Origin of the sequence: Streptomyces sp. V4I2, from assembly GCF_030817655.1 — a bacterium.
Lineage (GTDB): Bacteria > Actinomycetota > Actinomycetes > Streptomycetales > Streptomycetaceae > Streptomyces > Streptomyces plumbiresistens.
Genome location: NZ_JAUSZM010000003.1, coordinates 10,021,255 through 10,047,474 on the forward strand (window position 1 = coordinate 10,021,255; position 26,220 = coordinate 10,047,474).

Annotated in this window: 25 protein-coding genes and 4 pseudogenes; 8 read left to right on the forward strand and 21 right to left on the reverse strand. The window is 69.5% G+C overall.

Going from position 1 to position 26,220, the window contains the following annotated elements; genetic code table 11:
- Positions 1 to 71: 71 nt before the first annotated feature.
- Positions 72 to 1,718: a ribosomal protection-like ABC-F family protein gene (gene abc-f / locus QFZ76_RS46825; RefSeq protein ID WP_307679418.1), complete on the reverse strand. Its 1,647-nt coding sequence runs from the start codon at positions 1,716 to 1,718 to the stop codon at positions 72 to 74.
- A 450-nt stretch (positions 1,719 to 2,168) separates the two neighbouring features.
- On the opposite strand from abc-f, the gene QFZ76_RS46830 reads away from it, so the two are divergent.
- Complete coding sequence (locus tag QFZ76_RS46830; RefSeq protein WP_307679419.1) at positions 2,169 to 3,056, forward strand: aminoglycoside phosphotransferase family protein; 888 nt, start codon at positions 2,169 to 2,171, stop codon at positions 3,054 to 3,056.
- A gap of 61 nt (positions 3,057 to 3,117) precedes the next feature.
- Entirely contained in the window at positions 3,118 to 3,246 is a 129-nt protein-coding gene (locus QFZ76_RS46835; RefSeq protein WP_307679420.1) for a hypothetical protein, read from the forward strand.
- Between the two features lie 186 nt (positions 3,247 to 3,432).
- On the opposite strand, the gene QFZ76_RS46840 is transcribed toward QFZ76_RS46835, so the two are convergent.
- Positions 3,433 to 4,401, reverse strand: a complete 969-nt coding sequence (locus QFZ76_RS46840; RefSeq protein ID WP_307679421.1) for an FAD-binding oxidoreductase — start codon at positions 4,399 to 4,401, stop codon at positions 3,433 to 3,435.
- 3 nt (positions 4,402 to 4,404) lie between these two features.
- Between QFZ76_RS46840 and QFZ76_RS52025 the strand changes: the two genes are divergently transcribed.
- Positions 4,405 to 4,758, forward strand: coding sequence for a hypothetical protein (locus QFZ76_RS52025; RefSeq protein ID WP_373464466.1), 354 nt, complete (start codon positions 4,405 to 4,407; stop codon positions 4,756 to 4,758).
- On the opposite strand, the gene QFZ76_RS46845 is transcribed toward QFZ76_RS52025, so the two are convergent.
- The 4 genes from QFZ76_RS46845 to QFZ76_RS46860 all read right to left on the reverse strand — a co-directional run bounded on the left by QFZ76_RS46845 (position 4,700) and on the right by QFZ76_RS46860 (position 7,694).
- A complete protein-coding gene (locus QFZ76_RS46845; RefSeq protein WP_307679422.1) occupies positions 4,700 to 5,116 on the reverse strand; it encodes a DUF6234 family protein in 417 nt (138 codons plus the stop codon). The two genes, QFZ76_RS52025 and QFZ76_RS46845, sit on opposite strands and share 59 nt — an antisense overlap.
- On the reverse strand, positions 5,065 to 5,475 hold the full coding sequence (locus QFZ76_RS46850) for a hypothetical protein (protein ID WP_307679423.1): 411 nt from the start codon (positions 5,473 to 5,475) through the stop codon (positions 5,065 to 5,067). Before QFZ76_RS46850 ends, QFZ76_RS46845 begins: the two co-directional genes overlap by 52 nt.
- Before the next feature lie 72 nt (positions 5,476 to 5,547).
- Positions 5,548 to 6,375 carry an LD-carboxypeptidase gene (locus QFZ76_RS46855; protein WP_307680338.1) on the reverse strand — a complete coding sequence of 276 codons (828 nt, stop codon included), beginning with the start codon at positions 6,373 to 6,375 and terminating at the stop codon, positions 5,548 to 5,550.
- Positions 6,376 to 6,932: 557 nt separating this feature from the next.
- Complete coding sequence (locus tag QFZ76_RS46860) at positions 6,933 to 7,694, reverse strand: sulfite exporter TauE/SafE family protein (RefSeq protein ID WP_307679424.1); 762 nt, start codon at positions 7,692 to 7,694, stop codon at positions 6,933 to 6,935.
- 84 nt (positions 7,695 to 7,778) lie between these two features.
- On the opposite strand from QFZ76_RS46860, the gene QFZ76_RS46865 reads away from it, so the two are divergent.
- Positions 7,779 to 8,711 (forward strand): LysR family transcriptional regulator, encoded by a 933-nt coding sequence (locus QFZ76_RS46865; RefSeq protein WP_307679425.1) that lies wholly within the window; start codon positions 7,779 to 7,781, stop codon positions 8,709 to 8,711.
- A 7-nt stretch (positions 8,712 to 8,718) separates the two neighbouring features.
- Here the strand turns inward: QFZ76_RS46865 and QFZ76_RS46870 are convergent, their stop codons facing one another.
- The 3 genes from QFZ76_RS46870 to QFZ76_RS46880 form a co-directional block, all read right to left on the reverse strand.
- Entirely contained in the window at positions 8,719 to 8,895 is a 177-nt protein-coding gene (locus QFZ76_RS46870) for a hypothetical protein (protein ID WP_307679426.1), read from the reverse strand.
- A gap of 214 nt (positions 8,896 to 9,109) precedes the next feature.
- Complete coding sequence (locus QFZ76_RS46875) at positions 9,110 to 9,316, reverse strand: hypothetical protein (protein ID WP_307679427.1); 207 nt, start codon at positions 9,314 to 9,316, stop codon at positions 9,110 to 9,112.
- 556 nt (positions 9,317 to 9,872) lie between these two features.
- Entirely contained in the window at positions 9,873 to 10,466 is a 594-nt protein-coding gene (locus QFZ76_RS46880; RefSeq protein WP_307679428.1) for a TetR/AcrR family transcriptional regulator, read from the reverse strand.
- Between the two features lie 111 nt (positions 10,467 to 10,577).
- On the opposite strand from QFZ76_RS46880, the gene QFZ76_RS46885 reads away from it, so the two are divergent.
- Positions 10,578 to 11,588, forward strand: coding sequence for an NADP-dependent oxidoreductase (locus tag QFZ76_RS46885; RefSeq protein WP_307680339.1), 1,011 nt, complete (start codon positions 10,578 to 10,580; stop codon positions 11,586 to 11,588).
- Between the two features lie 314 nt (positions 11,589 to 11,902).
- Here the strand turns inward: QFZ76_RS46885 and QFZ76_RS46890 are convergent, their stop codons facing one another.
- Positions 11,903 to 12,043, reverse strand: coding sequence for a hypothetical protein (locus QFZ76_RS46890; RefSeq protein WP_307679429.1), 141 nt, complete (start codon positions 12,041 to 12,043; stop codon positions 11,903 to 11,905).
- A gap of 907 nt (positions 12,044 to 12,950) precedes the next feature.
- Here QFZ76_RS46890 and QFZ76_RS46895 point away from each other — a divergent pair.
- Both QFZ76_RS46895 and QFZ76_RS46900 read left to right on the forward strand, forming a co-directional pair.
- A complete protein-coding gene (locus tag QFZ76_RS46895) occupies positions 12,951 to 13,931 on the forward strand; it encodes a threonine/serine dehydratase (RefSeq protein ID WP_307679430.1) in 981 nt (326 codons plus the stop codon).
- A 368-nt stretch (positions 13,932 to 14,299) separates the two neighbouring features.
- Positions 14,300 to 14,589 (forward strand): annotated as a pseudogene (locus QFZ76_RS46900) (transposase); the annotation flags it as partial.
- Between the two features lie 291 nt (positions 14,590 to 14,880).
- On the opposite strand, the gene QFZ76_RS46905 reads toward QFZ76_RS46900, so the two are convergent.
- From QFZ76_RS46905 to QFZ76_RS46915, 3 genes are all read right to left on the reverse strand, one after another.
- Positions 14,881 to 15,582 carry a 2-phosphosulfolactate phosphatase gene (locus QFZ76_RS46905; RefSeq protein WP_307679431.1) on the reverse strand — a complete coding sequence of 234 codons (702 nt, stop codon included), beginning with the start codon at positions 15,580 to 15,582 and terminating at the stop codon, positions 14,881 to 14,883.
- A 429-nt stretch (positions 15,583 to 16,011) separates the two neighbouring features.
- On the reverse strand, positions 16,012 to 17,340 hold the full coding sequence (locus QFZ76_RS46910) for a S28 family serine protease (RefSeq protein ID WP_307679432.1): 1,329 nt from the start codon (positions 17,338 to 17,340) through the stop codon (positions 16,012 to 16,014).
- Positions 17,341 to 17,494: 154 nt separating this feature from the next.
- On the reverse strand, positions 17,495 to 18,397 hold the full coding sequence (locus QFZ76_RS46915; protein WP_307679433.1) for a LysR family transcriptional regulator: 903 nt from the start codon (positions 18,395 to 18,397) through the stop codon (positions 17,495 to 17,497).
- Positions 18,398 to 18,578: 181 nt separating this feature from the next.
- Here QFZ76_RS46915 and QFZ76_RS46920 point away from each other — a divergent pair, with 181 nt between their 5' ends.
- Positions 18,579 to 19,187: a DUF6817 domain-containing protein gene (locus QFZ76_RS46920; RefSeq protein ID WP_307679434.1), complete on the forward strand. Its 609-nt coding sequence runs from the start codon at positions 18,579 to 18,581 to the stop codon at positions 19,185 to 19,187.
- 294 nt (positions 19,188 to 19,481) lie between these two features.
- Here QFZ76_RS46920 and QFZ76_RS46925 read toward each other — a convergent pair whose 3' ends face one another.
- The 8 genes and pseudogenes from QFZ76_RS46925 to QFZ76_RS46960 form a co-directional block, all read right to left on the reverse strand.
- A complete protein-coding gene (locus tag QFZ76_RS46925) occupies positions 19,482 to 20,321 on the reverse strand; it encodes a transposase family protein (protein WP_307679435.1) in 840 nt (279 codons plus the stop codon).
- Between the two features lie 63 nt (positions 20,322 to 20,384).
- Positions 20,385 to 20,840, reverse strand: a complete 456-nt coding sequence (locus QFZ76_RS46930; RefSeq protein ID WP_307679436.1) for a hypothetical protein — start codon at positions 20,838 to 20,840, stop codon at positions 20,385 to 20,387.
- Between the two features lie 8 nt (positions 20,841 to 20,848).
- Positions 20,849 to 21,693: pseudogene (locus QFZ76_RS46935) on the reverse strand (GNAT family N-acetyltransferase); the annotation flags it as partial.
- Between the two features lie 119 nt (positions 21,694 to 21,812).
- Positions 21,813 to 22,130 (reverse strand): annotated as a pseudogene (locus tag QFZ76_RS46940) (IS630 family transposase); the annotation flags it as partial.
- A gap of 17 nt (positions 22,131 to 22,147) precedes the next feature.
- Positions 22,148 to 23,242, reverse strand: coding sequence for an IS110 family transposase (locus tag QFZ76_RS46945; RefSeq protein ID WP_307672412.1), 1,095 nt, complete (start codon positions 23,240 to 23,242; stop codon positions 22,148 to 22,150).
- A gap of 217 nt (positions 23,243 to 23,459) precedes the next feature.
- Positions 23,460 to 24,494: pseudogene (locus tag QFZ76_RS46950) on the reverse strand (IS630 family transposase); the annotation flags it as partial.
- A 368-nt stretch (positions 24,495 to 24,862) separates the two neighbouring features.
- Complete coding sequence (locus QFZ76_RS46955; protein WP_307680340.1) at positions 24,863 to 25,600, reverse strand: SDR family oxidoreductase; 738 nt, start codon at positions 25,598 to 25,600, stop codon at positions 24,863 to 24,865.
- Entirely contained in the window at positions 25,591 to 26,202 is a 612-nt protein-coding gene (locus tag QFZ76_RS46960; RefSeq protein ID WP_307679437.1) for a cysteine hydrolase family protein, read from the reverse strand. Before QFZ76_RS46960 ends, QFZ76_RS46955 begins: the two co-directional genes overlap by 10 nt.
- Between the last annotated feature and the right edge of the window lie 18 nt (positions 26,203 to 26,220).

The window sequence follows — 26,220 nt, forward strand, 5'->3', positions numbered from 1 at the left end:
TCCAGGTGGATTGCTGACTGTTGGGCAGGTCGAGGTGAGGCGTGCAGGCAGTTCGTGGAGGAGCCGGGGGGTCAGCACCCGCGGCCGCCGCGCAGTTCCAGCCGCTCCCCCGGGAAGTGCTCGCGGAAGCCGTGATCGTGCGAAACCGCGACGACTGCCCCCGGGTAGGCCGCGAGCGCCGCCTCCAGGTCCTCGACCAGGTCGAGCGCGATGTGGTTCGTCGGCTCGTCGAGTACGAGAAGGTCCACGGGCCTGGTCACCAGCCTCGCGATCTGCAACCGCCGTTGCTGCCCTGCGGACAGCGCCGTGACCGGGACGTGCAGGTCCTCTTCACGGAACAGCCCCAGAGCCAGCAGCTGTTCGGCGTACTCCTCCGGCAGCCCGGGCTGCCCGGCCGCGAAGGCGGCGAGCAGCGGGCGACGCGTGGAGCGCGCGGGCAGCTCCTGCGCCAAGTACCCGATCCGAGCCGGACGGCGTACCGTGCCCGCGTCCGGCTCCAGGTCGCCCGCCAGGACACGGAGCAGGGTCGTCTTGCCCGCCCCGTTCTCGCCCGTGACCAGCAGCCGCTGCCCGGGTGTGATCGCCAGCAGCCCGGCCAGACGCAGGTGCTCACCGACGCTCACGCCGTCGAGCTCGGCGAGCGGACGCTCGACGGAATGCGTACCGCCTGCCGCCGACAGCGCCGCCGTGAACCGCAGGGGTTCGGGTGGCGCCGCCACCGGGTTGCGCCGCAGGTGGGCCAACCGCTCCCGGACCGATCGCACTTGCCCGCCGAGCTTTGCCTCATGCGATCGGCGGTGCTTGCCGAAGCCCTGCCGCGGGTCCTTGCCGGTAGTGGCCAGCCTCTTCCCGGCGGCCTCAAGCAGCTCCTCGGCACGGGCCACCTCCTCGAGCCAGCCCGCGTGTTCCTGCTCCGCGCGGCGTCGGGCGGCGGCCTTCGCGGCGCGGTAGCCGGCCCAGCCATCGCCGTACCGGTGCACGATGCGCGCATCCCGGTCGACCTCGAGGATCGCGGTGGCGATGCGCTCCAGGAAGCCGCGGTCGTGGGTGACCGCGACGACGGTGCCGCGGTGCGCACGCAGATACTCCTCGAGCCAGCGCACGGCCGCCGCGTCGAGATGGTTCGTCGGCTCGTCGAGGAGCAGCAGGTCGGGGGAGGCGGCCAGCACGCAGGCGAGCGCGAGCCGTGACTGCTCGCCGCCGGAGAGCGAGCCGAGCATGCGGTCGCGGGTGATCCCGCCGAGCCCGAGCCCGTGCATGGCGGCTTCCACGCGGGTGTCCACCTCGTATCCGCCACGTTCCTCATACGCGATCTGCAGCTCGCCGTACGCGGCGAGTTCCTCTTCCGACGCCTCGCCGAGACGCTCCTCCGCCATCCGTAACCGGCGCTCCATACCGCGCAGTTCGGCCAGAGCGAAGTCGACAGCGTCCTGCACGGTGCAGCGCGGGTCGAGGTCGAGGGTCTGGGCGAGGTGGCCGGTGCCGCCGGGGAAGCTGACGGTGATCTCCCCGGCGTCCGGTACTTCGGCTGCGGCCAGCAGCCGCAGCAAGGTGGACTTGCCGGAGCCGTTCTCGCCGATGACGGCGGCCTTCTCGCCGGGGCGGACGGTGAAGCAAACCTGGTCGAGGACGGTTCGGGTGCCGTAGGACTTGGTCACGTCCTTGACGGACAGCTGCGCCACGGCAGCGGGCACAGCAGTATGGGCGCGTTCGCGCATATGACTTTCCCTGGGGATGTGAAGTGTCTACGGGTAGCAGAAACGGCGGCGTCGGCCGTGCCCGGACTCAGAGGAAGTAGAAGAAAGCCATGCCCCCACCATACAAGACGATCCGTATCGTCTCAACTCGTGCGTGTCACGAAGTCCCTGATCCGTACCACCCGCCCGAGCTCGCCGTCCCGCACCCAGCCCCGTTCCTACGGATTCCGCCCCCGGTGCCGCAAGCCGGGCCGGCAGAGGTCGGCAGAGGCCTGTCCAGTGTCCACGCCCCCGGCGCCCGAGCGCCTTTGTTCACTGGTTGGTTGATGCGTGTCTGGGGCCAGTTGCCTGCCACCGGGCGATTCGCGGGGCCGATGCCATCAGCCGGACCAGGGCCGTACGTTACTTTCGTCTGCCGCGTTCGGCCGGTGCTAGCGTGCCGCCGCATGCCAGCGATCGGAGGGCTCATTGATGGACGAGGTCAAGTTCGAGCAGGACCTGGTGCGGGCGTTGCTACGGGATCAGCATCCGGATCTCGCAGGCCTCGAGCTCCGAGACGTCAACGGAGGCTGGGACAACCAGCAATGGCGTCTCGGGGAGGAGCTGGCCGTGCGCCTGCCGCGTACCGAGCGTGCGCCGGCCCTACTGCACACTGAGCAGACGTGGCTGCCGGTGTTGGCGAAGCTTCTGCCGCTGCCGACGCCCACTCCGCTGCGTATCGGCAAGCCTTCGAGCCTGTTCCAGCACACCTGGACGATCGCGCGCTGGGTCGAGGGTGAGCCGGCTGATCACGCGCCGATCACCCGCATCGACGCGGCCGAAATCCTCGCGGAGTTCCTTGCCGTGCTGCATCACAAGGCACCCGCCGACGCCCCGGCCAACCCTACGCGCGGCATCCCTCTGGCCGGATTGCAGGTGGAGCCCGATGGCTGGTTCGAGGTCATCACCGACTACAAAACTGCTGACGCTGCACGGGAAGTCTGGGAGAAGGCCGTCGCAGCACCCCCCTGGCAGGGCGCGCCGCTCTGGCTGCATGGTGACTTGCACCCGGCAAACGTGGTCGTCCGGGACGGAACGCTCGCCGGGGTGATCGACTTCGGCGAGATGTGCGCAGGCGATCCCGCGACCGATCTCTCAGCCGCGTGGATCCTGTTGCCTGCCGGCGCGGCGAGTCGGTTCTTCGACGCCTATGAGCACGCCGATGACGCCACCATCACCCGGGCCCGCGGCTGGGCTGTCCTGCGCGCCCTGGGCCTGATCGGGATCGGACGAAACGGCAGGCTCGGTCTGCCCGGGGGCAAACCGACCTGGGAACCGGCAGGCTACGCCACGCTCGAACGGGTCCTGGCGGCGAACTGACCGCGTGGCTGCGCGTCGGGGACGGCGCGTGGCTCCGGCTGATGACCGGTGTGATGAGGATGTGGCGGCCTCCGTCCTCCACGTAGGGCAGGCGGGCTTCGCGGACCATCTCGCGCAGTTGGCGGATGAGAACTCCTCCGGTTCCAGCGGCATCGAGCTGGACATCGAAATGCCGCTGCCCCATGCATGAAAGAGAAACGGCACGGGGTGGACAGGGGGCTCCAACGCCTCGATGACCGGAGTGATGGCGCGGATGACGACGGCGGGGTCTTGGGCAGATCCGAGACGAGGACCGTCATTGCGGCGACGTGCAGACCGAGTGTCCCGGCCGGCTCGACGAGCGGACGCTGACGCTTCCGGCACAACTCGACGATCCTCACGCTCTCCTCGGGCATGCTGGGCGGTGACGGGCGTCCGGCGCCACGCCGCTGCCCACTGCCTGCTGCGACGAGCACGATCGCGTCCGGGGGCTGCGGCTCGGCGTCGAAGGACCCGACGGGCCGCGCACCGCGATGCGGTCGCCGGCGCGGAGACTCCGGTGTACGTGGGCGGAGAACCGGCCGCCCTCGATGTGCTTGACGGTGACCTCCAGCCGGGACGCCCCAGGCGCGGACGAGGCCGAGTAGGCCCGTCGCACCGGGCGTCCGTCGATGTCGGCGACGAGCACCGCCGGACGAGTCCCAGGTGGACAGTGCGAGGAACGGTGCCGCGGCCAGGAACTCGGCGACGCCGGGTCGGCACAATGGCCCGTCACCCGCGATCGCGGCGGCCGACTCAGCCGGGGCGGGGGGCTGCCACAGGCGGGACCGGAGGACGGCCTGTGCGCACTGCACGTACGCCTCCTCGATGTCGACGGTCGTCTCCGCGCCCTTGTGCGCGGCCACCGAACCGTTGACGCGCAGGATCTCCCCGAGGCCCGGCAGGAGGAAGAAGAACGAGACCGGACCGTGCGGGTCGCCGGACTCGGGCAGGGAGGACGAGAGCCGCGTGGGCGAGCGGACGCGTGCGAACCCCGGCGTACCGCCGATGAAGGTCGTCCCGCTGGTGCCGCCTGCGTCCCGATAACCGAAGGCCGCAATCGGACATCGGACGGGGACGGTCCGGCAGCCCGTGCCGTACTTGCCTGCAGGCCGACCCGGAAACCTAGGGCGGATCGAGGCGACCGTCCGCATCGTGAAGGCGGATTCGGTGTCCACGGACGCCAACTGCTTGAGCGGTACGGGCCGTTCGGACACCTGGAAGCGGCCTGCCGCCGTGACTCTGCGACAAGGTCGACAACCCGGTCCACCGGGCCAGTCGGCGCAAGCCCGCCGAGCTCCTGGCGGAGGAACGCGGGCGCCTGCATCCGTTGCCGAAGAAGCCGTTCGCGGTCGCGTTCAGCAGCATGAGACGAGGGGACTGGGACGCCACCATCTCCGTCCACGGGGTGCGGTATTCGGTCCCGCACCAGCTGGTCGACACCCGGGTCCGGGCCCGGTTCAACGGCGGGGAACTGATCGTCCCCGCCGCTGCGGAGGACGGGCCGGCCGAGGTCGTCCGGCACGGCCGCCCGGCTCCCGGCAGCCCGCAGTCGGTCCCAGCCGGGTCTGCCAGGAGAATGCGCTCGGACTGGAGTACCGGCAGCCAAGGCGACCTCTCTCGCTTCAGCCGAGGGACAGCAGCATGTTCGTCTCTCCAATGGCCAGCGTCGTGCCGACGATGAAGAACAGTCCTTGTACGACGCTGGTGATCGGCATGCGTAACCGCGCGTGGATGTAGGCCGACAGGGCGAGCGCACCGGGGATGACCCAGACCAGGGCCAGCTGAAGGAACGACGCGTGCTGCCCGCTCGTCGGCCGACCCACCGATGGCTCGGAGTGCGACATCCCCACCAGGAACATCAACAGTGCGACACCCGCAAGGGCAAAGGCATCGGCCACCGTCAGTAGCAACGCGACCGCGGCGTCTGTCAGCCGGGACGGCCGACGTCCCGCGGTTCCAGTTTCCTTGCCGGTGGGGTATTTCCTGTTCAGTCGCCGACGCTTGTGGATGCTGTTCCGGATTCTTCGCCACCAGGCCACTGCTCCACTGCACCACGGAGGCCACGGTTCCGCCCCAGCCCGGCCCGTAACGACTCCGGATCCGGAAGGCTCTTCTCCCGGCGGGGTATCGCCGTACCCGGCACGGCACCGTCCTGTGACCGTTGACGGACACCACAGGCCAACCGCACCCGGTCACCGACGGTGGGGCCGTGGAACAGGGCTCTGGCCCACTTCAGGCCCATAGCGGTCAGCACGAGCGGCAGCAGGATGTGGCCCCAGCGGCTGAACGCCTCGGCGATGATCGGACGCGTGGCGAAGAACCGGCCCGCGAAGCACCACACCGCGACCAGGATCAGGATCAGGATCAGGATCAGGAAAACCACGGCATACGCGCTCATCCCGCGCGGTGCACTCGGCGGGGGAAGTGACGCTGACGCTGCCGAGGCCGTCGGCTCACTGATCCGCGTTGCTCAGCCGACCGGTCCCGTCATCGCGTGCGGCCGTACTGCCGGTTCGAGCAGCGACAGTGTCCGCTGCTGCGCGTCGAGGGCGACGCGGATACCGACCGGCATCGGCAGATTCGGGCCGGCGTGTCCGAACTCGACGTTGCCCAGGACCGGGATGTCACGGTCGCCGAGAACGTCGAGGACGATCTCGGGGAGCGTCGGGGACGAGTCAGGCCCCTCGATCCCCTCGATCGCGTGCGGGACGCCCACGACCATGCCGGAGATCCGATCGAGGATGCCGCAGTGCCGCAGCACCTGTAGATAGTTCCAGAGGTACGACGCCTGGCCGCCCATCTCCTCCCAGAACAGCACCGCGCCGTCGAACCGTTCGAGCGGCAGTGCGAAAGGCGTCGCCTGCGCGAACACGATGCGGTTGATCACCCCTCCGATCAGCCGGCCTTCGGCGCGACCGGCACGCCAGCACTCCCACGACGGGGTGACCGGCAGCGCACCGATCGCCTCGTCGCTGGTCAGCAGCGTCGAGTAGAGCTTCTCAAGGACCGCTTGGGCCGCTGCGGGCGCAGTCTGCCAGTGTCCGCCGAGTCCAGGGGTGGCCACGTCGGTATGGAAGCCGACCAGGCCCGTGCGCGCATAGAGCACCAGATGCAGCAGCGAGATGTCGCTGTAGCCGAGGATCGGCTTGGGGTCGGCAGTGATCGCCTCGAAGTCGATCAGATCGAGGTAACCGAGCGCCGTCTGACCGCCGTCATGCGCGATGATCGCGCGCACCTCGGGATCACGCAGTAGTCCATTGAACTCCTCGGCGATCTCGCCGGACGAGCCGCGCTCCACCAACGGTGCCGCCCTGCTTCGAGGAGCGGTGCCCGACGCACGCGGAATCCCATCCGCTCGAGCACGACCACCGCCTGCTCGAGGTCCGGCTCGTGAGCGGCATGGAGCGGACCGGACAGCGATGCGATGACGACGAGATCTCCGGGCGCCAGGGCACGAGGTCGAAGCAGTTGAGGCAGTGCGGAACCGGTCACCGACGCAGTATCCCGACACGCGCAACACCACGCGACCCATATACCGATCCACCGCCCAGCAGAGCGCTCACAGCCGGCGCGCGGTTACGCAGTACCGCTGCGGCTCCGAGTTCCTCGCTGTACTGCTGGATGGCGAAGCCGATCCCGTAGTGGCTGATGGCGGTGAACGCGCGAGTGGTGAGGGGGGCCGAGAATCCGCGTCTCAGGAACAACCCGCCGAGCATTCCCTGGCGCGCAGGCCGTTGGCAGGTCTTCCAACTCCTTGGGTGCGACGCGAACTTCGCCCAGGATTCCCTCTGCTACGAAGGTGAGGAGTTCATGCGCCAAAGTGGTCCTCGGGAGATCACTTGAGCCTCCCCGGCGTCAATTGCGCACGAAATAGAGGACGGTCATCGTGACGGCGGTGGTCAGGACGATGCTCCGCAGCAGCCGGGCGGGGAGACGGCGGGCGAGATGGGCGCCGCCGAAGCCGCCGGCCACCGCGCCGGCCAGCATGGTCGTGAGGACCAGTGGAGCGCTCCGCGCGTCCGAGGCGATGAGAAACAGTGCGGTCGCGCTGAGATAGACGGCCGCGAGCTGGGTGACCCGCATCGGATTGCCGGCCGCGGCGTCGACACCGAGGCCGATGCCCCACAGGGCGAGCATCATGATGCCTACGGCACCACCGAAGTAACCGCCGTACAGGGCGAGGAGGAACTGGCCGGTCACAACGGCCCCGGAACTCATCGCGACCGGGCGACCCAGCGTCGTACTCAGCGCACCGGAGAGGCGGCGCCCGAAGGCGAGCAGCACCGTGGCGAACGCCAGCAGCCACGGCACCGCGGCGTCGAACGCCTCCGACGGAAGCAAAAGCAACAGACCCGCACCGAGGCCACCCCCCATCACACTGGCCGTGGTCAGCGCTGTCACGGAAGTGTCCCCGACCGGGGCCAGTTCGCGTCGGTAGACCCAGGCACCGGCCACCGCGCCGGGGACGAGAGCGATCGTCGACGAGGCGTTAGCGGTCACCGGGGACATGCCGACCGCGACCAGCGCGGGCAGCGCCACGAAGGTGCCGCCTCCGCCGACGGCGTTGAGCGCCCCGGCGGCGACACCGGCCAGCAGGACGAGCAGGGTCTCGGACACCTGTCGAGCATCGCCCGCTTCTCGGCGGGCTCACAATGCGCGATCCGCGCACCCAGCCTAAGGCTGCACCATAGGCTCGAGCATGTGCGCTATGACCTGGACGATCTGCGGCTGTTCCTCGCCATCGTGTCGGAGGGGTCGATCACGGCGGGCGCGCGTCGGATGCACCTGAGCCTGCCATCGGCCAGCGCGCGGGTGCGTGCGCTCGAACACCATGCCGGCGTGGAGCTGCTGGTGCGCGGCCGCCGGGGCGTGCGGCCCACTCCGGCGGGGACGACCCTGGCCCGGCACGCCCACGAGGTCCTCGACCGGACGGCCCGGCTCGACAGCGCCGTCGCGAGCTACACCCGGTCACCGACCGCCCGGCTGACCCTGCTGAGCGGTAGCTCGGCGATGCACCGACTCGTGCCGCAGGCCCTGGTGTCGTTCCTCCGGGCCCACCCGGACGTCGACGTCACGGTCCGGGAAAGCCGCACCCCGCACACCGTGCGCATGCTCGCCGACGGCGAGGCGGACCTGGGAGTCGTGGTCGACGACGATGCCCGCGACTGCGGCCTCGACCTGGAAGCCCTCGGTGACGATTCCCTCGTCGTGATCGGCCAGTCCGGCGGGATTCTTGCCGGACGGAGTGCGGTGTCCTACGGCGAGGTGGCCGAGCACCCGCTGGTCGGGCTCGACGCCGAATCCGCGCTGCACCGCTGGATCGACGAACACCTCGGTCCCCACGCCCCGGCGGCGCGGTACCGCACCACCGTCGCCGATCTCAACGTCCTGATCGCTCTCGCCACCGCCGGCGTAGGCCTCGCCGTCGTACCGCGCCGCGCCCTCGACACGGGTCGGCCCCTCGACGTGTGCGAACTGCGGGACCCCTGGGCCAGCCGTCACCTCCTGCTGGCCTGGGGCGTGAAGGACCGGCCCGCGTCCGCCACGGCGCTGGCCGAACACCTGCGACAGGCGGCACGGCCCGAGCCTGTTGCCCCGGGCCAGTGCTTTGCGGCAGTAGCTGATCGTCAGTAGTCGGTCATCAGTTGGTGCGTGGCTTCTGCTGCTGGTGCGTCAGTTCCCCTGGGCGGAGGAGCTCGAAGCACCCCAAGCCGTCGGACCCGTCGGACCCGTCGGGGCCGGGGAGGAGTAGGTAGAGCGTGATCGCGACGGTGGTGCAGGTGATCAGCGTGACGGCGACGGCGGGATGCCGTACCACCAGAGTGTCTTCTGATCGGTGCGCACGCGCCCTCCCTGGCTGGTGGGCGGGCAGCTTGCCTATCCGTGCGCGGTTGGTCTCATCGGGGCCGATTTGGCTTCGGCGTCCGGCCTGGTCGGTGTGTGCTGGGCGATGGCGCTCGTCGGCCCCTCACCGCTGAGGCGGATGAGGGGCCGCTGTGGCGTGCGCGGCGGTGACGCGCGACGCCGGTCGGTCAGCAGTCAGTCGGGTAGAAGAATCCCAGCAGAGGGATGCCCAGCAGGGTCAGTCCCAGACTGTCTTGGCCGGTGCACTCTTTGGAGTCCGAGTGGGCCGCGAGGGGGCGCTGGTTTGCTTCCTCGGCGGCAGCGGAGCCGCCGAGGACGGCGACACTGAGGGCGAGGCTGGAAAGCACCGTGACGGTGCGCTTTATGTGAGTCATGAGAACAAACGAGACATGTCTGGCATTCATGCATGCACTTCGGGTGCGTCAGTCGGGTGAATGGCGGCGCCGCGACGCAGTGGCCGGTGCCGTCCGCCGACGCGGGGGACAGGCGCTCGATGCGTTGCGGCATGGGATTTTGGCTTGCGCGCGCTGCCGGCCGAAGACCGTGCAAGGTGATCAACTCGCCGTCGGACGGCACCGAGCGGGCGGTGGGCGACGCGTTGCCGCTCACCCTCTGACGGTCGGGCGTCATTCAGGGTGTCAGGTCTCGTGTGACTGACGTTGTGAGCGAGCCGTCCTGAGTACCTGCCTTCGAGCGGCGGCCTGTTGCCGCCGCTGGGTTGAGCATTGGCCTTCCGAGGGAACGGGCGGTCGGTAGGAAGGGCGCGCGGACGAGGCGAGTGGCGCCCCGAGCGTCAGGGGCCGACCAGGGCGCTGATCAGCTTGCGTGCCGCCGCCTTCGTCGGCCGCTTCCCGGCGGTTGCGGTCCGCGCCCTGGAGCGCGTGGCTCGACGCCGGTGTCCTCGTTCGCCGGTCAGCGTGCGCGACGATTTCAGCTACGGGCGCGAGGGCGGCGTTCTGCCTCGGCATCGCTGCTCGCTGCACCGGTGAGGATCGCGCTCGCCACAACATCGAAGAGGTGATCGGCGCGTGGGGCGAGCGAGGGCTGATCGCCGAGCCACGCGAGCGCCGCTATCAGGGCGAACAGGTCGGTGCCGTCGATGTCGGTCCGCGCTGTGCCCGCGGCCTGGGCGCGGGCGAGGAGCCGCGCACCGGCTGCGCGCAGGGTGACGCACGAGGTGTGGAGTGCGGACTCGGTGTCCTCGATGGCGGCTGTCATCAGCACGGTCACGCCCCGGTACTCGGTTGTCCACGCGACGCAGTCGCGTAGCCACGAAACGAGAGCCTCTTCGGGCGAGCTCGATGTCTCGAGCTCGCCTGCCTTTGCCGTCAGCTCGTCGAAGCTCGTGTGGAGCAGGGCCTCGAGCAGTGCCTCGCGTGTCGGGAAGTGACGCAGCAGTGTCGCGAGCCCGACATCGGCCCTGCGGGCGATGTCGCGCATTGCTACGTCGACGCCTTGCTCGGTGAGGGCGGTGCCCGCGACGGCGAGCAAGTGGTCGCGGTTCTTCCTGGCGTCGGCCCGCATCTTTCCCTCTTGACTATCCGGATCAGTGGTCCATATATTCGGATCAGTGGTCCACTTATGTGGAGCGCTGATCCGGATAAGACTATCCCGCACCGCGGGCAGGAGAAAACGATGCCGAGACACACGATGAGGGCCATCCGGCTGCATGAGCACGGCGGCCCTGAGGTTCTGCGTTACGACGAGGCGCCGACTCCCGAGCCGGGGCCGGGTGAGGTGCTCGTTCGCGTGCACGCGGTCGGCATCAACCCTCCGGACTGGTACCTGCGCGGCGGGATGACCAGGATGCCCGGGGAAACGGAATCGACGGTCAGGCTGCCGGTGATTCCGGGGACGGACGTGTCGGGCGTCGTCGAGGCCGCCGCCGCGGATGTGGAGGACTTCTCGGTCGGTGATGAAGTCTTCGGTCTTCTGCGTTTTCCCAGCTTCCACGGCAGCGCATACGCCGAGTACGTTGCCGCGCCTGCGTCGGACCTCGCGCGCAAGCCGGTCGGCATCGACCACGTGCACGCCGCCGGGGCGCCCATGGCCGGGCTGACGGCGTGGCAGTTCCTGATCGACGTCGGACACGATCACCCCTCGCCCTTCCAGGAGGCACGGCATCGCCCGACGACCCTCGACGCCGACACGACGGTGCTCATCAACGGCGCCGCGGGCGGCGTGGGGCACTTCGCAGTACAGCTGGCGAAATGGAGGCGTGCACGTGTCATCGCGGTGGCATCGGGCGCGCATGAATGGTTTTTGAACGAGCTCGGCGCCGACGAGTTCATCGACTACACCAAGAGTCGCCCCGAGGAACTCGTGCACGACGTCGACCTCGTTCTCGACACCGTCGGTGGCCCCGACAGCAGCCGCTTCCTGCGCACGCTCAAGCGCGGCGGCGCCCAGTTCCCCGTGCTCCCAGGGGACTTCGACGAAGCGGAGACCGCGAAGCTGGGCGTCACGGTCTCGACCGCCCAGGTCCGCTCGAACGGTGCACAGCTCGCTGAACTGGGACGCCTGCTCGACGCGGGCACGGTCCGCGTCGCGATCGACAGCACGTTCGCGCTCGCGGATGCCCGAGCAGCGCACGAACGCGCCGCCCGAGGACACGTCCAGGGCAAGATCGTGCTCACGGTCCCTTAGGAGCGTGCCGTTTGTGGGCACGGCCCGCCGAGGCGGCGGCGGGTTTCTCGGGTTGGCCCGTGACGGCGGCCTGCTCGACGTCCACTCTGCGAGCACAGGCGAGGAGTGGCGGCAGGTCTGTCCGCTGGGCCTCGCGGCAGCGTCGTACGAACTCGCCGTTGTGACGGACGGCAGCGGCTTCATCGCCGCCTGGGTCGCCGGATTCGCCTACGGGTTGGCCCTGCGCCGCTACCGAAACGGCCAGGAAAACCAAGACCCGGACCGCGCACCCGAATTCGCCGAGAATCTCGGAGGCCTCGCGGCAATCAGCCTTCTCATCTTCGGACGGTGCTGCTCGGCCGGGTGCGCTCGCGGCCCCGCGCTCCGAGCTTCCGGTCCGCCAGCTTCCGCAGCGCGTCCATGTCGGCCCGGGCGTACCATACGGCGAGGTTGCCCAGGCCGGCGAAGTGGCGCATCGCTCATCCGCGTAGCCGTTCTCGCGTCCGGCGATGGCCATGCTGGCGGCCAGTCGCCGAGGGCTGGTACTCCGCGTGAGCGGAGCGCGGCGCATCCGCCCGGGCGGCCCGGCCCCGCGCCGCCCGCTCCTGCGGAAGCCTCTCGCTGACCTGGCCAGCCATAGCGCCACCTCCTGGGCGGAGCGGCCCTGTGGAGCACCTGCCTTGGTCCGGGCCTGTTCCCAGCCCTTTCCCACCGTTCCAGCACCTCGGCGCGACGGCACGGCCCCGAGCCTCGTAGTTTCCGTAGCTTCCGTAACTTCTGTAGGAACTGGACTGGAATGCGTGGGGTCGGGTTCCAACAGCCAGGAACCGCAGGGACCGGAGTGCGCGACGCCGAACCGTCGTCGGCCCCGACCGGAGTCGGCAAGGCCACCCGCTGTCCGCAGGGCTGCGGCGCCCGCTTCGCCCCTGCCGCGACCGACGCGGTCCAACCGTCTGAGGGCAGGGCAGGGCGGGTCTGTCAGGCGCAGCTGCCGCTGCTCGCCGTAGCCGGGGTGGTCGTAGGGCTGGTGGTGACGCGTCTGCCCAGGCGCTGGAGCGGGACTTGGGCAGCAGTCTGTTCCATCGGATCGGCCGAGGGACGGCGCTGCACGACTACGGCACCCCCTGCGGCGGCCTCCTGCCCTCTGTTCCGCCTGCCACACTGCGCCGGCGCCGCCAGGTGGCCCGGTGACGCTGGTTCGCCTACCAGTTGATGGATGCCGCCGGCCTGCAGCGCGGCCGCCTGACCGGGCTCGCCTTGAAGGGCGACGAGCTGGTCGACGCCGACAGGTGGCCCAGCAGATCAGCCTCGACGGTGCCCGCGAAGCCCGCCTGGTCGCGGCCTCGGGGCCTCGGGGCCACGATGGCGCTACGCTGCTGTGTCGTGCAGGAGACGCGCCTCGACACTGCTCGGATCCGGGCGGCTCGCCGGGTCATCGACCCGATGTTTCTCGACACTCCGCTGTACCGCTGCGAGGCGCTGGAGCCCGGCCTCGGGTGCACGGTGAGTATCAAGCTCGAAACGGCGAACCCGGTCCGCAGCTTCAAGGCCCGCGGCACCGAGGTGGTGGCGAGTCTGCTCGCCGACCATGACTCGCGAGCCGTCGTGTGCGCCAGCGCGGGCAACCTTGGCCAGGCCCTCGCCTGGTCCGGTCGCGGCAGGGGGCTCGACGTGACCGTCGTGGCATCCCGCTTCGCGACCGTGGCCAAGCTTGATCGCATCCGCGCGTTGGGGGCCAGGTTGGAGCTGGTGGACGGCGACCACGAGTTGGCTCGCGAGCGGGCGGCGGCCATCGCGCGGCACGACGGCATCCGGCTGGTCGAAGACAGCCTGGACATCGAGACCTGCGAGGGCGCGGCGACCATCGGCCTGGAACTGGTGGACACCGTGCCGTCGTTCGACGCCGTCCTGATCGCTCTCGGCGGCGGGGCGCTGGCCACCGGTGTCGGCCATGTGGTGAAGGCCTTGGCCCCCGAGGTCGAGGTGATCTGCGTCCAGCCGCTGGGCGCACCGGCGCTGACACACTCGTGGCGCAGGCGGCGGGTCGTCACCACCGACTCGACCAACACCATCGCTGACGGCGTCGCCGGCCGGCGTCCCATCCCGGCCGTCCTGGACGACCTCCTCCTGGTCGCCGACGACGCCGTCCTGGTCCAGGAGGTGTCGATCATCGCCGGTATGCGGATGCTTCTCGACCATGCCGGCCTCGTCGTCGAACCGTCGGCCGCGCTCGGCATCGCGGCCATCCTCGAAGACCGTGACCGCTTCGCCGGCCGGCACGTCGTCACCATTGTGTGCGGCAGCAACGTCGACGTAGATGCCTATCACCGCTGGATTGGCGCGGCTCCCACGCACAGGTCCTGAGAATCGCTCGGGAAGCCGAGCGCTCTGAGACTGGTGGCCGTCTCCAGGGTGAACCAAGCCACCCGCAGGCCCTTCTCGACCGCGGCCGGGGCCAGGCCGCGGTGAAGTGGCTCTTGCCGGTGCCCGATGGCCCGCGATCACCAGGTTCTCGGCGCGGCCGATCCATCCCAGGGTGATCAGGGAGTCAAGGGTGGGTTCGGGGATGGTTGTTTCTCGGCCCGCCGGTGGGCCAGAGTCTTGCCGGTGGGGAAGTTCGCCGCGCGCAGTCCCAGACCGGGATCACCACCCGGAAGCGGGACAAGGACAGCCATGCGGCGAACAGTCAGGTCCGCCGGCCATCGACGCGCGGGCCCCCGCCCCGGTCGCACATGGCCTGGCCGCGCGGGGAGGAACTGTTCGAGCTGGTTGACGTGGTGCTGTGCGCGGAGGGGCCGGTGAGGGCGCCGGTGGATCTGACGCTGGTGGCCGAGCACCGGCGCGGGTACACGCTGCCATGGACGAGGCCCTGAACAGCGGGAACGTCGATCTGCTGCGGCTGCGGCAGGTACTGGTCGGCCTGCCCATGCCGCGGGCCCCCGACGGGCGCCTGGTCCTCGCGGTCGACGCGGTCGACATCAGCCACTGGCTCCGCCCGGACGCGCCGACCAGCACCGACCAGCACCGACGAGATTCCCGAACCTCTCGAGGCCCAGATCGCCCGGCTCAAGGAACAGATCACCAAGCTCCGGAAACGCTGGCCCAGTCGGGCAGACGGTCGAAGAACTCACCGACTTCCGCGGTCGGTCCCTGGCCCGGCTCGCCGCCCATCGGGCTTCGCGAAGCCGCCGTCGCACCCCTTGGGTCAGCCGCGTGCCGCCACCCAGAACCACCGTCGTCGGGACCTGCAGTGGCGCCGCATACCCGACGGGGTGCCGGCTCCCGCATGGTGCGAGTGGGACCTCACCAGGGATCAGATCGAGGCGTCGGCGGTCAGCGAAAGCGTGGCGCACGGACGGAGGACCATGAGCGCACCTTCCAGGGTCGCCACCATGGCAAAGGGGAACCGGTCGAGCTCAAGACAGAGTGCAACGTCATCTGGATGGACTCCTTGACGCACACCCTCCGCCAACTCGGCGGCGGCGCGCGACTCGGCAGCGCGGCGGATGAACTCAGCAGCATCCGTTCCCCCCTCCGTGACACTGTGGGCGATGTATTGAGCACACGCCAGATCTTCATCGGCCTGCCCATTGTCGCCAGTGACCACGAACGTGACAGTGTCACTCTTGCGCGTCCGCAGGAGCCGGGCCGTTGCCTCCGCCACCACGAAGCTGGCGCACAGCACCAGAGACGCCTCCTTGACCGCGAGGGCGCCGACCGTCCCTGCTGTGGTCTTCTGCACAACGGTCCGTCCGCCAAGGTCAACAGAGCGCAGCAGGCCCGGCGAGTTGACCATGTCGAACCCGGGCGCGGGCGGACCGTCTTTGAGCGCCGCCCAATCCGGGTGGCGAGCCTTGAGCGCCAGGGCTTCGTCCAGCGACTCAGCGAGAACGATCTTCTCCGCCCCCTGGGCAAAGGCCCAGGCGGCCACCGTGAAAGCACGCATCACGTCGACTACGACCGCCACAGACGGGGTCTCGACCAACTCGGAGATGCCAAGAAAACGAGCGTCCATTCCGGTCATGATCGCGCATGCCTGCCCGAAGCTACCCAGAGAGTGATCCGCGTCACATCGACGATCTCGGAATGCAACACTTCAGCTGCCTGCGCTGCGAAATGGTCCGCAACGACACGCCTGCTCAATCCCCACATGGGGTCACCCGCACACAGCCTCTGCGTGGACACAAGCCGGGATGTTCGCCACCGAGGCCGTCGCCGGCGGCCTGTCCGTCCACATCGCGTCGCGAATCCTCGGGCACAAGACGCTGACCGCCGCTCATGCGTACCTCGCCGTCTGCGAGGACGACCTACCGCGGCTTCCTGAACGGGCGCCGGGCCGACCGGCCGCAGGAGGCATTTCGCGAGTCCGCCCAGCGGGAGTGGCGCGGCTTCCAGCACTTCGATGGACGATGTGCCTGAGCGGGACCTGGCGACGTTGGGGACTTCAGCCGCTGCCTGTGGCCCACCGGCGAAGCGCTGTGACAGCCTCCGCGCGGTCGGCGGGGGACAGGCCCGCGATCGTGACGTGGTGGTTGCCGCCCGGCACCCACAGCACGCGCGCGTCGCGGGGACCGGGCCGGAAGGGCTCCGCGACGGACGGGTCCTGGGTGCCGTTGACGAAGAGCAGCCGACTGGCGCGCCGCCGCACCCAGCGGTCGATGTCGGGCATGGCCTCGGCGTCGAAGTGCATCGGGATGTCGCGCGGCACGAAACTGCGGGGCTCGATGCCGTCCCGGTACTGCAGGAGTCCGTCCAAATGGGCGGTGGGAACGTTCAGGTAGCCCATTTGTGTGCCGAGTTGGTACCAGTAGGGGATGTAGTTCCGGGCTGTGGAGTCGGCGTAGACGGGCAGGGCGGCCGTCTCTTCCAGCCACGCGTACAGCACGTCGGTGGAGGCGTCCGGGCCGGGGATGGCGGGGGCGTCCGCAGCGGTGTGGTTCTGCCAGAACATGAACGGCACTCGCAGGACGGCGAGCTCCAGTGCCTTGTCGGCGCTGCCGATGATGCGGAAGGTGTCATGGGTGGCGGCTGCCCAGGCCTCGTAGCGGGCGACCAGATATGTGCGGCGCAGCAGCATCTGTCGCTGTGCTGTCTTCAGGGCGTCGCGGGCGGCGGCGGTGCCCACGTGCTCCAGGAACCGTATGTACGCGGAGTCCTCGCGGTCGTCGACGTTGTTCGGGGCGGAGTAGGCCACGGTGCCGTCCACGTCGTGGGGGTGGAAACGGCGGTGGTACACGCTGGCCATGCCGCCCTTGCTGCCGCCGGTGGAGATCCATGCGCCGGGGTACAGCCGGCGGAAGAGGCGGACCACGCGGTGGTGGTCGTCGGCGGCCTGGCGGATCGTCAGATGGGTGAGGTCGAGGGCCGCCGGACGCGAGGTGCCGAAGAAGCGGTGTTCGACGCCGAGTTGGTTACCGCCCAGCAGGACGGCCGGTTCGGTCCGCCGCGGCATGAGCGGCACTTCGTATCCGGTGCTGAACAGGACGGTGGGCCGGTCGGCGGCAGTATGGAGCAGGGTAAGGCGCTGCTCGAAGGTCCCGGCCTCGGGGTCGTTGTGGTCGACCGGTTGGCGCAGGCCGAGCACGAAGAAGCGGTATCCAGGCTCGGCGCCCGGCCGTTCCTCGATGACCCGCAGGCCCGGAAGCGCCCACAGGGCGGCCACCACGTCATCGGCCCCTGCGTGGGTCCGGTCCGCGGCCCGCACAGGTACGGCGGCCAGGCCCGCCGCCGAGGCCGCGGAGGTGAGCAGACGTCGTCTGGTGAGGGTGCGCATGCGAGTCCTTTCAGTGCCGACTGCCTCAGTACACCGGGCGACGGCACCAGGAAGATCCCGCGCGCGAGGGAGCCCTCTCCCCCGGCCGGGGGAGGGACCACATCACGAGGACTCCTCAGCCGCCCCTCCGCTTGCTGTTCAGCCTGGCTCCGACTCACGCAATGATGGATGTCTCCGCACATTGGTCGGCGACCGTGTCGGCAAAGGCCCGAGCGAGCGGGGAGAGCGCGTCCCAGCGGCGTACCGCCCAGCCCACGGACAGTGGCGGCAGAGTGGGAATGGGGAGGAGGCGTAGGCCACCATCGGCAGGTGTGGCTAGACCCGGTACAGCGGGTACGACGGCGTGACCCAAGCCGAGTTCGGCCAGCAGCAGAGCCGTATCCCAGTCGGCGACGCTCGTGTCCGAGCCTGCCCGGATGCCCAGTTCAGCGAACACGGCGTCCAGGTGGGCGCCGGAGGTGGAGTTCGGCGGCAGTCGGACGAGGCGAATGCCCGTGAGGTCGGAGACGTCGATATGCCTGCGAGCCGCGAGTGGGTCGTCGGGTCGCACGGCCAGCACCCAGGGCAGATCGACGACGGGGCGCTGTTCGATGCCGCGCACGGGACCGCCGATCGTGATCCAGGCCAGGTCGAGGTTGCTGGCCAAAAGGGCGTCGAAGCAGCCGCGACTGGACGTTTCGGTCTGGAACTCCAGGCTCACCCTCGGGTAGCGCCGGCGGAAGGAGACGATCGCTTCGGCCATGAAATGCCGGACTGTCGTTCCACCCGTGGTGATCCGCACGGAGCCGCTGTCTCCGTTCACAAGATCGCCGAGGCGGCGTAGCGCAAGATCGAGCCCGCCGATCCCCTCGGCGGCGGCGTCGCACAGGATCCGCCCCGCCGTTGTCGGCACGACTCCGCGCGGCTGACGCTCCAGCAGGCTCACGCCGGTCTCTCGCTCCAGGCGCTTGACGTGCTGGCTCACCGCTGACTGTGTGCAGGACAGGTCCCGGGCCACAGCGCTGAGGCTTCCCGCTCGGCACACGGCAACGAACACGCGGAGATCGTCCAGAGTCATGGCATCCAAGTTATCCCTAAGGTCAAGCGAGCAATTCCCAGGATTGACTGGGGTGCTGGCCTGCCAGAGGATCGTTGCAGGGCCCAGGCGGCAACCCGCCCAGTGCTTTCACGCGGATCCGGACCGGGCGAAGGCGCTGTGCGGGTGCCGACCACCCTTTCGCCGAAAGGAGACGGACACAGTGCCTGCTGCCTCTGCCTCTGCCTCTGGCCCTGCCGCGACCGACCGGGCAGTTGCTCTCCTGCGCGAGTTCGGCGCCGAAGGTATCGCGCACCCCGGTGGCACTCTCCTTGCCCACCTCAAGCGCGTACAGGCTCAGCTCGCAACATGGAAAGCCCGCCCGGCCCTCCAACTCGCCGGACTCTGTCACGCGTTCTACGGCACGGACGGCTTCCCCACAGCCCTGCTGCCGCTGGACCGCCGTGAGGACCTTGCCGCGGTGATCGGCGTCGAGGCTGAGGCCATCGTGTACCTGTACGCCTCATGCGACCGGAAGGCCACCTACCCGTCTCTCAGCCAAGGCGACGCGGACTTCCATGACCGGTTCACCGGTTGCTCCTCCATTCCAGGACCACAGTCGCGCCGGGACTTCGCCGAACTGTCGGCAGCGAACGAAATCGACCTTGCCCGTGTCGATGCTGTCTTTCGCGACAAGTGGAGCTCTGAGCTGCTCGCCTTGTTCGCTCGACTTCAGGACTTGCTAAGTGCTGACGCCTGGCTCGACTGCCGTTCGGTGCTTGCTGCGTCCGCGCAGTTGCCTCCGGGTGAGCGCGCGCCGCGCACAACTTGAAACCGGCAGCGTGGAAGGCCTACACACACTGACTCAGGGCGGGGTCGGTCCCGCCGCATTCGATGACCCACGCAGGGACGCAGACAGGCAATTGGCCGTCGGACACCGCGGCGGGCCTCATCGCGTTGACGGCGATCGCGACACGGCTGCCACAGGTACGCCGTCCGGTTGGTCGGCGAGCAGGGCCGCAATGAGCAGTGTGCATCGTGAAGTCGCAGGTCACGGGTCTGGCGTGAGTCGTCTTCGGGATTCTCAGGCTGGTCGTGGGCGGATGCCTCTCGCGAAGATCATCGGTCAGCGGGCGATTTCGCGGTTGGTTAGCACCAGCAGGGCCCTGACCAGGGCGGTCGCCGACTTCGGGTCGGTGCGGAGCTTGGTGAGGACGCGCCAGTTCTTCAGATGGGCGAAGCCGTGCTCGACCGGGGCGCGGACTGCGGCCAGCACGGTGTTCGACAGTTTCTGGCCGGAGGTCAGGGGCCTGTTGCGGGCGGCCTTGTAGCCGGTGATCACGGCCGGGTCGGCCTCCGGGTCGTCGTTGTCATCGAGGCCGATGAAGCCCAGGTCGGCGATGGCGCCGAGGCCGGTCGCGCGCAGATGGGCGGTGAGGTGGTCGTGTCGGCAGGCGGTGATCTCCGAGGTGCGTCCGGGCCGGGCCGCGGAGACCCAGAGCAGCCGGCCACGATCGTCGGTGAGTGCGATCGCGAGTAGTCCGTGGCATTTGCTCTTACCGGCGTAGTTCTTCCGGTTCGCGTCTCCGGTGCGGCGTCGGGTGCGTATCAGCGAGCCGTCCATCAGTACAATGCCGCCCATTCGGGCGATCTCCTTGAGCGCGCGGTCCAGGCGCGGGGCGCGGGCGGCCAGCAGGCCGACGACCTCGCGCACCCACCGGCTTACGGTGGTGCGGTGGATGCCGTTGCCGCCGGCCAGGTCGCCGGGCCGCTGGTCACAGCGCAGCACTGCCAGCACGATCCCAGCGATCTTCCCGGCGGGCAGCGCCCGCCACGGCGAGCGGATCTTCTTGCAGTGGCCGCGGATCAGATCGGCGAGATAGTTCAAGGTGGCGCTCGACAGTGGCAGGCGGGCGGTGTAGACAAGGCCGTCAGGGCCCTCGACGGTTTCGTTGTTTTTCTTCACACCAAACTCAACTGCCGCCGGGGGGCCCGCCGGTTACGCCCGCCCGCTCTTCGAGTCCGGCGACTACAGGCGCACGGTGAACTTGCCGTCTCCCCGCTTGTACAGCCAGCCGCGATCGGCCAGCTTGGTCAACTTCCCGCGCAGCGGCTCCAGCTTGCCCCGCACCCCGGTGTCCAGACCCAACGCCTCACCGACGGCCCGCGTGACGACCGGCCCGCCGGCCTGCCGCACGGCGGCCAGGATGCGCTGGTAGTCCGCTGGCAGCGCGGACTCGGCCACCCCTGACGCACGGTCCGGGATCAGCCGCACCGCCCGACCCGCCACCTGCACCACCGGCGACCCGGCCGTTGCCCGCTCGTCAGCGAGCTGCTCGCTCATCCGCTGCCACACCCGCACCGCCACGGCCAGCTCGTCCCGCTCGGCCCGCACCTCGGACAGCTGCTTGACCAGCTGCTCTTCGAGTTCATCCAGCTCCGCGCGGCGCGCGGTGATCCGCTCATGCACCTCGGGGTCCACCATGCGCTGCCCCGCACCTCCGGCCGCACCTCGAACCCGGCCGCCTGTACGTGGCGACACCGCCGACGTTGGAACTCGGCGTGCGCACACGCACGCTCGACGAGCCCATCTCCCGCAGCGCGGCGGCCCCGGCCACGGTGATCGCCCGGCCGTAGCCGCGACCACGGTGGTCCTCGTGGACGCCCATCGGCTCGACTAGCCCCGGCTTCCCCGGGCCGGCCGACCACACCGTCACCACCGCCGCTACGCTGCCCAGGTCGCCATAGGCGCCCAGGCAGCGGGCGTCGGCGTAGAACGGTCCCGCCGACATCGCGTGCCGGTACTCGCGCGTAGGCTGCGAGGTGTTGAACGCCGACCGCAGAACGTCGGCGAAGTCCTGCGCCTGCTCTGGGCCGATCGACTTGATCCGCACGCCGGGGTCCTCCACCGGCTCGGTGAGGTCGCGGAAGTGCGGCGTCCACGGCTCGTCGACGCCCCAGCCCTCCTTGCTCAGCAGGTCGTGGAGCAGCAGGCCCAGCGGCGCCTCGATGGACACCGCTTCTTCCGGCAGCACGCCGCGCTCAGGCAGCGAGAAGTCCTCGAGGAGCCGCCGCGCCAAGTCCTCACCCTGGAAAGCGTCCGGAGCGAGCGTCATCCGCACCAGCGTCGGCGAATCGAGCATCCCGACCGCGAGAATCCGCCCGTCCCGACTCCAGGCCCGGACCACCGCGGCCGTCTCGGCCGTTCCGAACCGGTAGTTCCAGCCGATGTCCACGGAATGCAACTGCATCGGCGCTTCGTCGTAGTGCCACTCCCGCAGCGAGGCCATGGCCTCGCGTACCCCGTCGACAGCCGGCCTACCCAGCACAATCGTCATAGCCGGGATCAAGACGAACCGGCGACCGCTCACACCCGCATCCGGCCCGGACGAGCGGTCTCGTGATCAGCGCGGCCTCGCGACGGACGCCTAGTGTGACGCGCCGGAAATCCTGAGGGTTAGTTCTGCTCTGTTTTCTGGCCGGTGGTTCCGACCTTGGTGAGGTAGTCGGCGAGGGAGTTGAGGATCTCGTCGGCGGTCTTGGTCCAGGTGAAGGGCCGCGGGTTCTCGTTCCAGGTGTCGATCCATGCGGTGATGTCGTCCTCCAGCGCCTTCACGGAGGTGTGGACGCCGCGGCGGATGAGCTTGTCGGTGAGCAGGCCGAACCACCGCTCGACCTGGTTCATCCAGGAGGAGCCGGTGGGGGTGAAATGGACGTGGAAGCGTGGGTGCTTACCGAGCCACGTCCTGATCTCGGCGGTGTTGTGGGTGGCGTAGATGCCCCTATGTTTCGTCAAGTTGCGGGAGAGGGATTTGGGGTGACCGTCTTCGGCTGGATCTGGTGGTAGATCTCGCGGGCGACGTAGCGCTTGAGGCAGCGGATGATCTCACGCTTCGACATGCCCTGTTTGGTGCGTCGCTCCAGGTAGGAGCGGGTGCGCTCGTCCCAGCGGATGCGGGTCATGACAATGCGGTAGAGGGCGGCGTTGGCCTGCCGGTTGCCCCCGCGGTTTAGCCGTCGGCGCTGGGTCTTGCCGGAGGACTGTTCGACCGGGCTGACGCCGCACAGAGCGGCGAATGACGCCTCGGTGGCGATCCGGTCGGGGTTGTCGCCGGCGGCGACGAGGAGGGCTGCGGCGCTGTCCGGCCCGATGCCGACGATCTCCAGCAGCTGCGGGCGGTGTGCGCGGACGGCCCGGGTGACTCGGCGGGCGAGATCCTTAACCTCGCAGGTCAAGTGCTGGATGCGGCGGGCCAGGAGCCGGAGGGTGAAGGCGGCCGCGTCGTTGCTGTCGGCAAGGCCGTCCGCGCACCGCGCGATCAGCGCCGGGTTCCTGAGTCCGGACAAGGACTCGCGCAGTACGGGGTCGACGCCCAGGAGTACGGCTTTGAGCTGGTTCATCGCCTGGGTGCGGGCCTTGACGGCCGATTCCTTGGCCAGTCTGAGGACGCGCAGGTCCGCGGCCGGGCCTTCACCCGTCTTCGGCGTGGTGGTGGCGCGTCCGGACAAAACGGCACGGGCAGCGGCGTCCGCGTCGACGGCGTCGGTCTTGCCCCGCTTGCGCCGGGTGGCACGATCAGGCTGGTTGACCTCGATGACCTGGATGTTCTCCTGCCGCAGGAAGCGCGCCAGGGCGGCTCCGTAGGATCCGGTGCACTCCACTCCGGCACGGTGCAGGATGCCGAAGGAGCGGGCCCAGGCGAGGAGTTGGCGGTATCCGGCAGCGGTGGTCGGGAACTCCTGGTGAGCCAGCAGTGCGCCGAGCACGGTGATCACTGCGGCGACGTGCACGTCCTTGTGGGTGTCGACCCCGAGGATCACGTCCTCCGCGGGCTGTGCTGCCCGCTGTGCGGGCAGGGTCGGCTGGGGCATGCTGGTGACGGTCACGCGGCTCCTTCATCGGCTGGGGCTGATGGCCGACGCCGGGCCGGGTGGGCGGTCAGAACTGTGATGGTGCCTTGTAGGGCAAGGCCCCTATCGGGACACGCCCGCCGGTCCGGCGGCAGCAAGCATCGCCGGGGGGCCGGAACCGACAGATCTACTCCAAGGCAGCTGAGGCCAGTTGTCGCACGGGTCAGGCTCCGGCCCCCGGCGGCACCCCACGAGTCTCACAGTTGTCGCAGACGAGGTGGACGTCGAGGCCGGCGGGCACCGCCTTGTCGATCCGGATCAGGAACTTCTTGAACTCGATCGCCCGGTGGCGGCGGTGCAGTGCCGATATGACGGTGCCGTCGGCGATGTTGAAGGCGGCGAACAGGCTGGTGATGCCGTGCCTCAGGTAGTCGTGGGTACGGCGTTCGGGCATGCCCGGCATCATCGGCAGGACCGGCTGTGAGCGGTCCAGCGCCTGGATCTGGCTCTTCTCGTCCACGCAGAGCACAACCGCCTTCTCGGGCGGGTGGTGGTACAGGCCGACCACGTCGACGACCTTGGCGACGAACTGCGGATCCGTGGACAGCTTGAAGGAGTCCTGCAGGTGGGGCTTGAGGCCGAACCGCTTCCAGATCCGCCCGATCGTCGACTTCGACAGGCCGGTGCGCTGGGCCATCGAGGCCCGTGACCAGTGCGTGTCCTGGCCCGGGACCGACTCCAGGGTGGCCACGACGACCTCCTCGACCTGGTCGAGGAGGATCGACGGCGGCCGGCCCGAGCGTGGCTCGTCCTGCAGACCATCGAGGCGTTTCGCGATGAACCGGGCCCGCCAGCGGTCCACGGTCGACCTGTCGATGCCGAGGTCGGCCGCGGCCTGCTGGTTCGTCCCGCCCTCCGCGCAGCGCAGCACGATCTTGGCCCGCAACGCGAGGAACTGAGCGGTCTTCGCCTGCCGCGCCCACTGCTGCAGCTGCCTGCGCTCAGCATCGTCGAGGATCAGGTCGGCCTTCGGCCGGCCGATCCAGCCGGCGTCCTCAAGCCCAGCCATCCGCTCTGCGGCGAAAGCCCGACGCCACTTGCCGACCGTCTTGGCCTGGACACCGACGAGCCGTGCGACACCCGCGTTTGACATGCCGTCAGCGCACGCCAGGATGATGCGGGCCTTCTCGGCCGAGCGCCGGTGCGGCATCAGCGTCCGGCGCACCAACTCGGCACGCTCGGCCTCGGACAACGTGATCTCTGCAGCAGAAGGCCCCGAATGCGACATGACGACAGGGTACTTACTAACCCTCAGGATTTCCGGCGCAGCACACTAGCTTGGCCATATGCCGCCTCATCCGGATCAGCGAGCGCGAAGAACGGTCTGGCCCTCTCAACTCCGACTCGGACGCTGGGGGGGGCGTCATGTGATGGATCCGTACACGACCACCAGGACGATGGAAGAAGTGGCGGTCGCGGACCCCGCCCTGGGAGACGTCGAACTCGTCACCGCCGACGCCTGCCGTCGTGGTCGAGAGCCTGGCGAGCTGGCTGCTGTCTGGGCGCCGCCCCAGAAGCTGGAACCGTTCCCGTACAGCCGCTTCACCGGCGACCGGCCACTGCGGAGCCAGCGCGTCGCGGGCGGACCCGACGGTGTCAGGCTTGTGCCGTCGGGCGGACGACGATCTCGTTCACGTCCACCTCCGCGGGTTGGTCGACCGCGAAGACGATCGCGTCCGCGATGGCCTCGGGCTTGATGGCCATGGCGTCGCGGCGTTCTTCCAGCGTGGCGCGGACGGTCGGGTCCGAGACGGTGGCCACGAAGCCGGTGGCCACGAAACCGGGGCAGACCAGGGTCACCCGCACGTCCGGGCCTGCCTCGACGCGGAGGCCGTCACACAGGACGCGGACCGCGGTCTTGGTGGCGCCGTAGACGGCCATGGTGGGTGTTGGTGCCATGCCCGCCACCGAGCCCACGGTCACGAACTGGCCCGCGTTCTGCCGCCGGAACACCGGTAGCGCCGCGCCGATGCCGTGCAGCACCCCTTTGAGGTTCACGTCGACCATCTGGTCCCACTCGTCGACCTTGAGCTCGTCGAGCGCGGAGACCGGTCCGATCCCGGCGTTGTTCACCATGACGTCCAGTCGCCCGAACTCGGCCACCGCGGTCGCGACGAGCGCGGCGACGTCCGTCCGGCGGGTCACGTCGGTGGCGACGGCCACGGCTTGTCCTCCGGCGGACCGGATGTCCTCCACCAGGTCGTCGAGTGCCTTGGCAGTGCGGGCCGCGAGCACGACCTTCGCACCTCGTGCGGCCAGGCGGACGGCGGTGGCTCGCCCGATCCCGCCGCTGGCACCCGTGATGGCCACGACCTTGTTCTCAATCACGCGGATGTCCTCTCGGTGTCGGAATTCGCGATGAGCTCGGACCAGGGGGCCACGGTCGCGAACAGCGCCCGCATCGAGGCGAGCGAGGGCGCCAGGAATCCGTCGTAGGCGGCGGTAGCGTCGCTGGCCACCGCGACGTCGAAGCGGCGCTCCAGCCCGGAACGCACGGTGGACTCGACGCACACGTTGGTCAGCACCCCGGCGACCAGGAGGCGCGTAACACCCAGGCCGCGCAACGTGTCCTCGAGGTCGGTGTACAGGAAGGCGTCGTAGCGGTTCTTGTCGACGACCACTTCGCCCGCGACCGGAGCGAGCCGGTCGAGGATCTCGGCGTCCCAGCTGCCGTGGCTGAGCATGCGTGGTTCGACGGCGAGGGCCGGTGCCGCGGCCTCGCGCCACCCCGGGGACATCTCCGGTCCGCCCTCGGTGATGACCTGCCGGGTGTAGAGCACGGGCAGTCCGGACCTGCGGGCTGCGGCGAGCAGGCCCCGGGTCGCGCGGATGGCGGGCTCGGCGTCCGGCAGACCCATACCGGCCCTGGCGAGGGATCCTTTCGGGTGCAGGAACCCGTTCTGCATGTCGATGACGAGAACTGCCGTAGTGGGCATGGACAGAAGTCCTTTCTG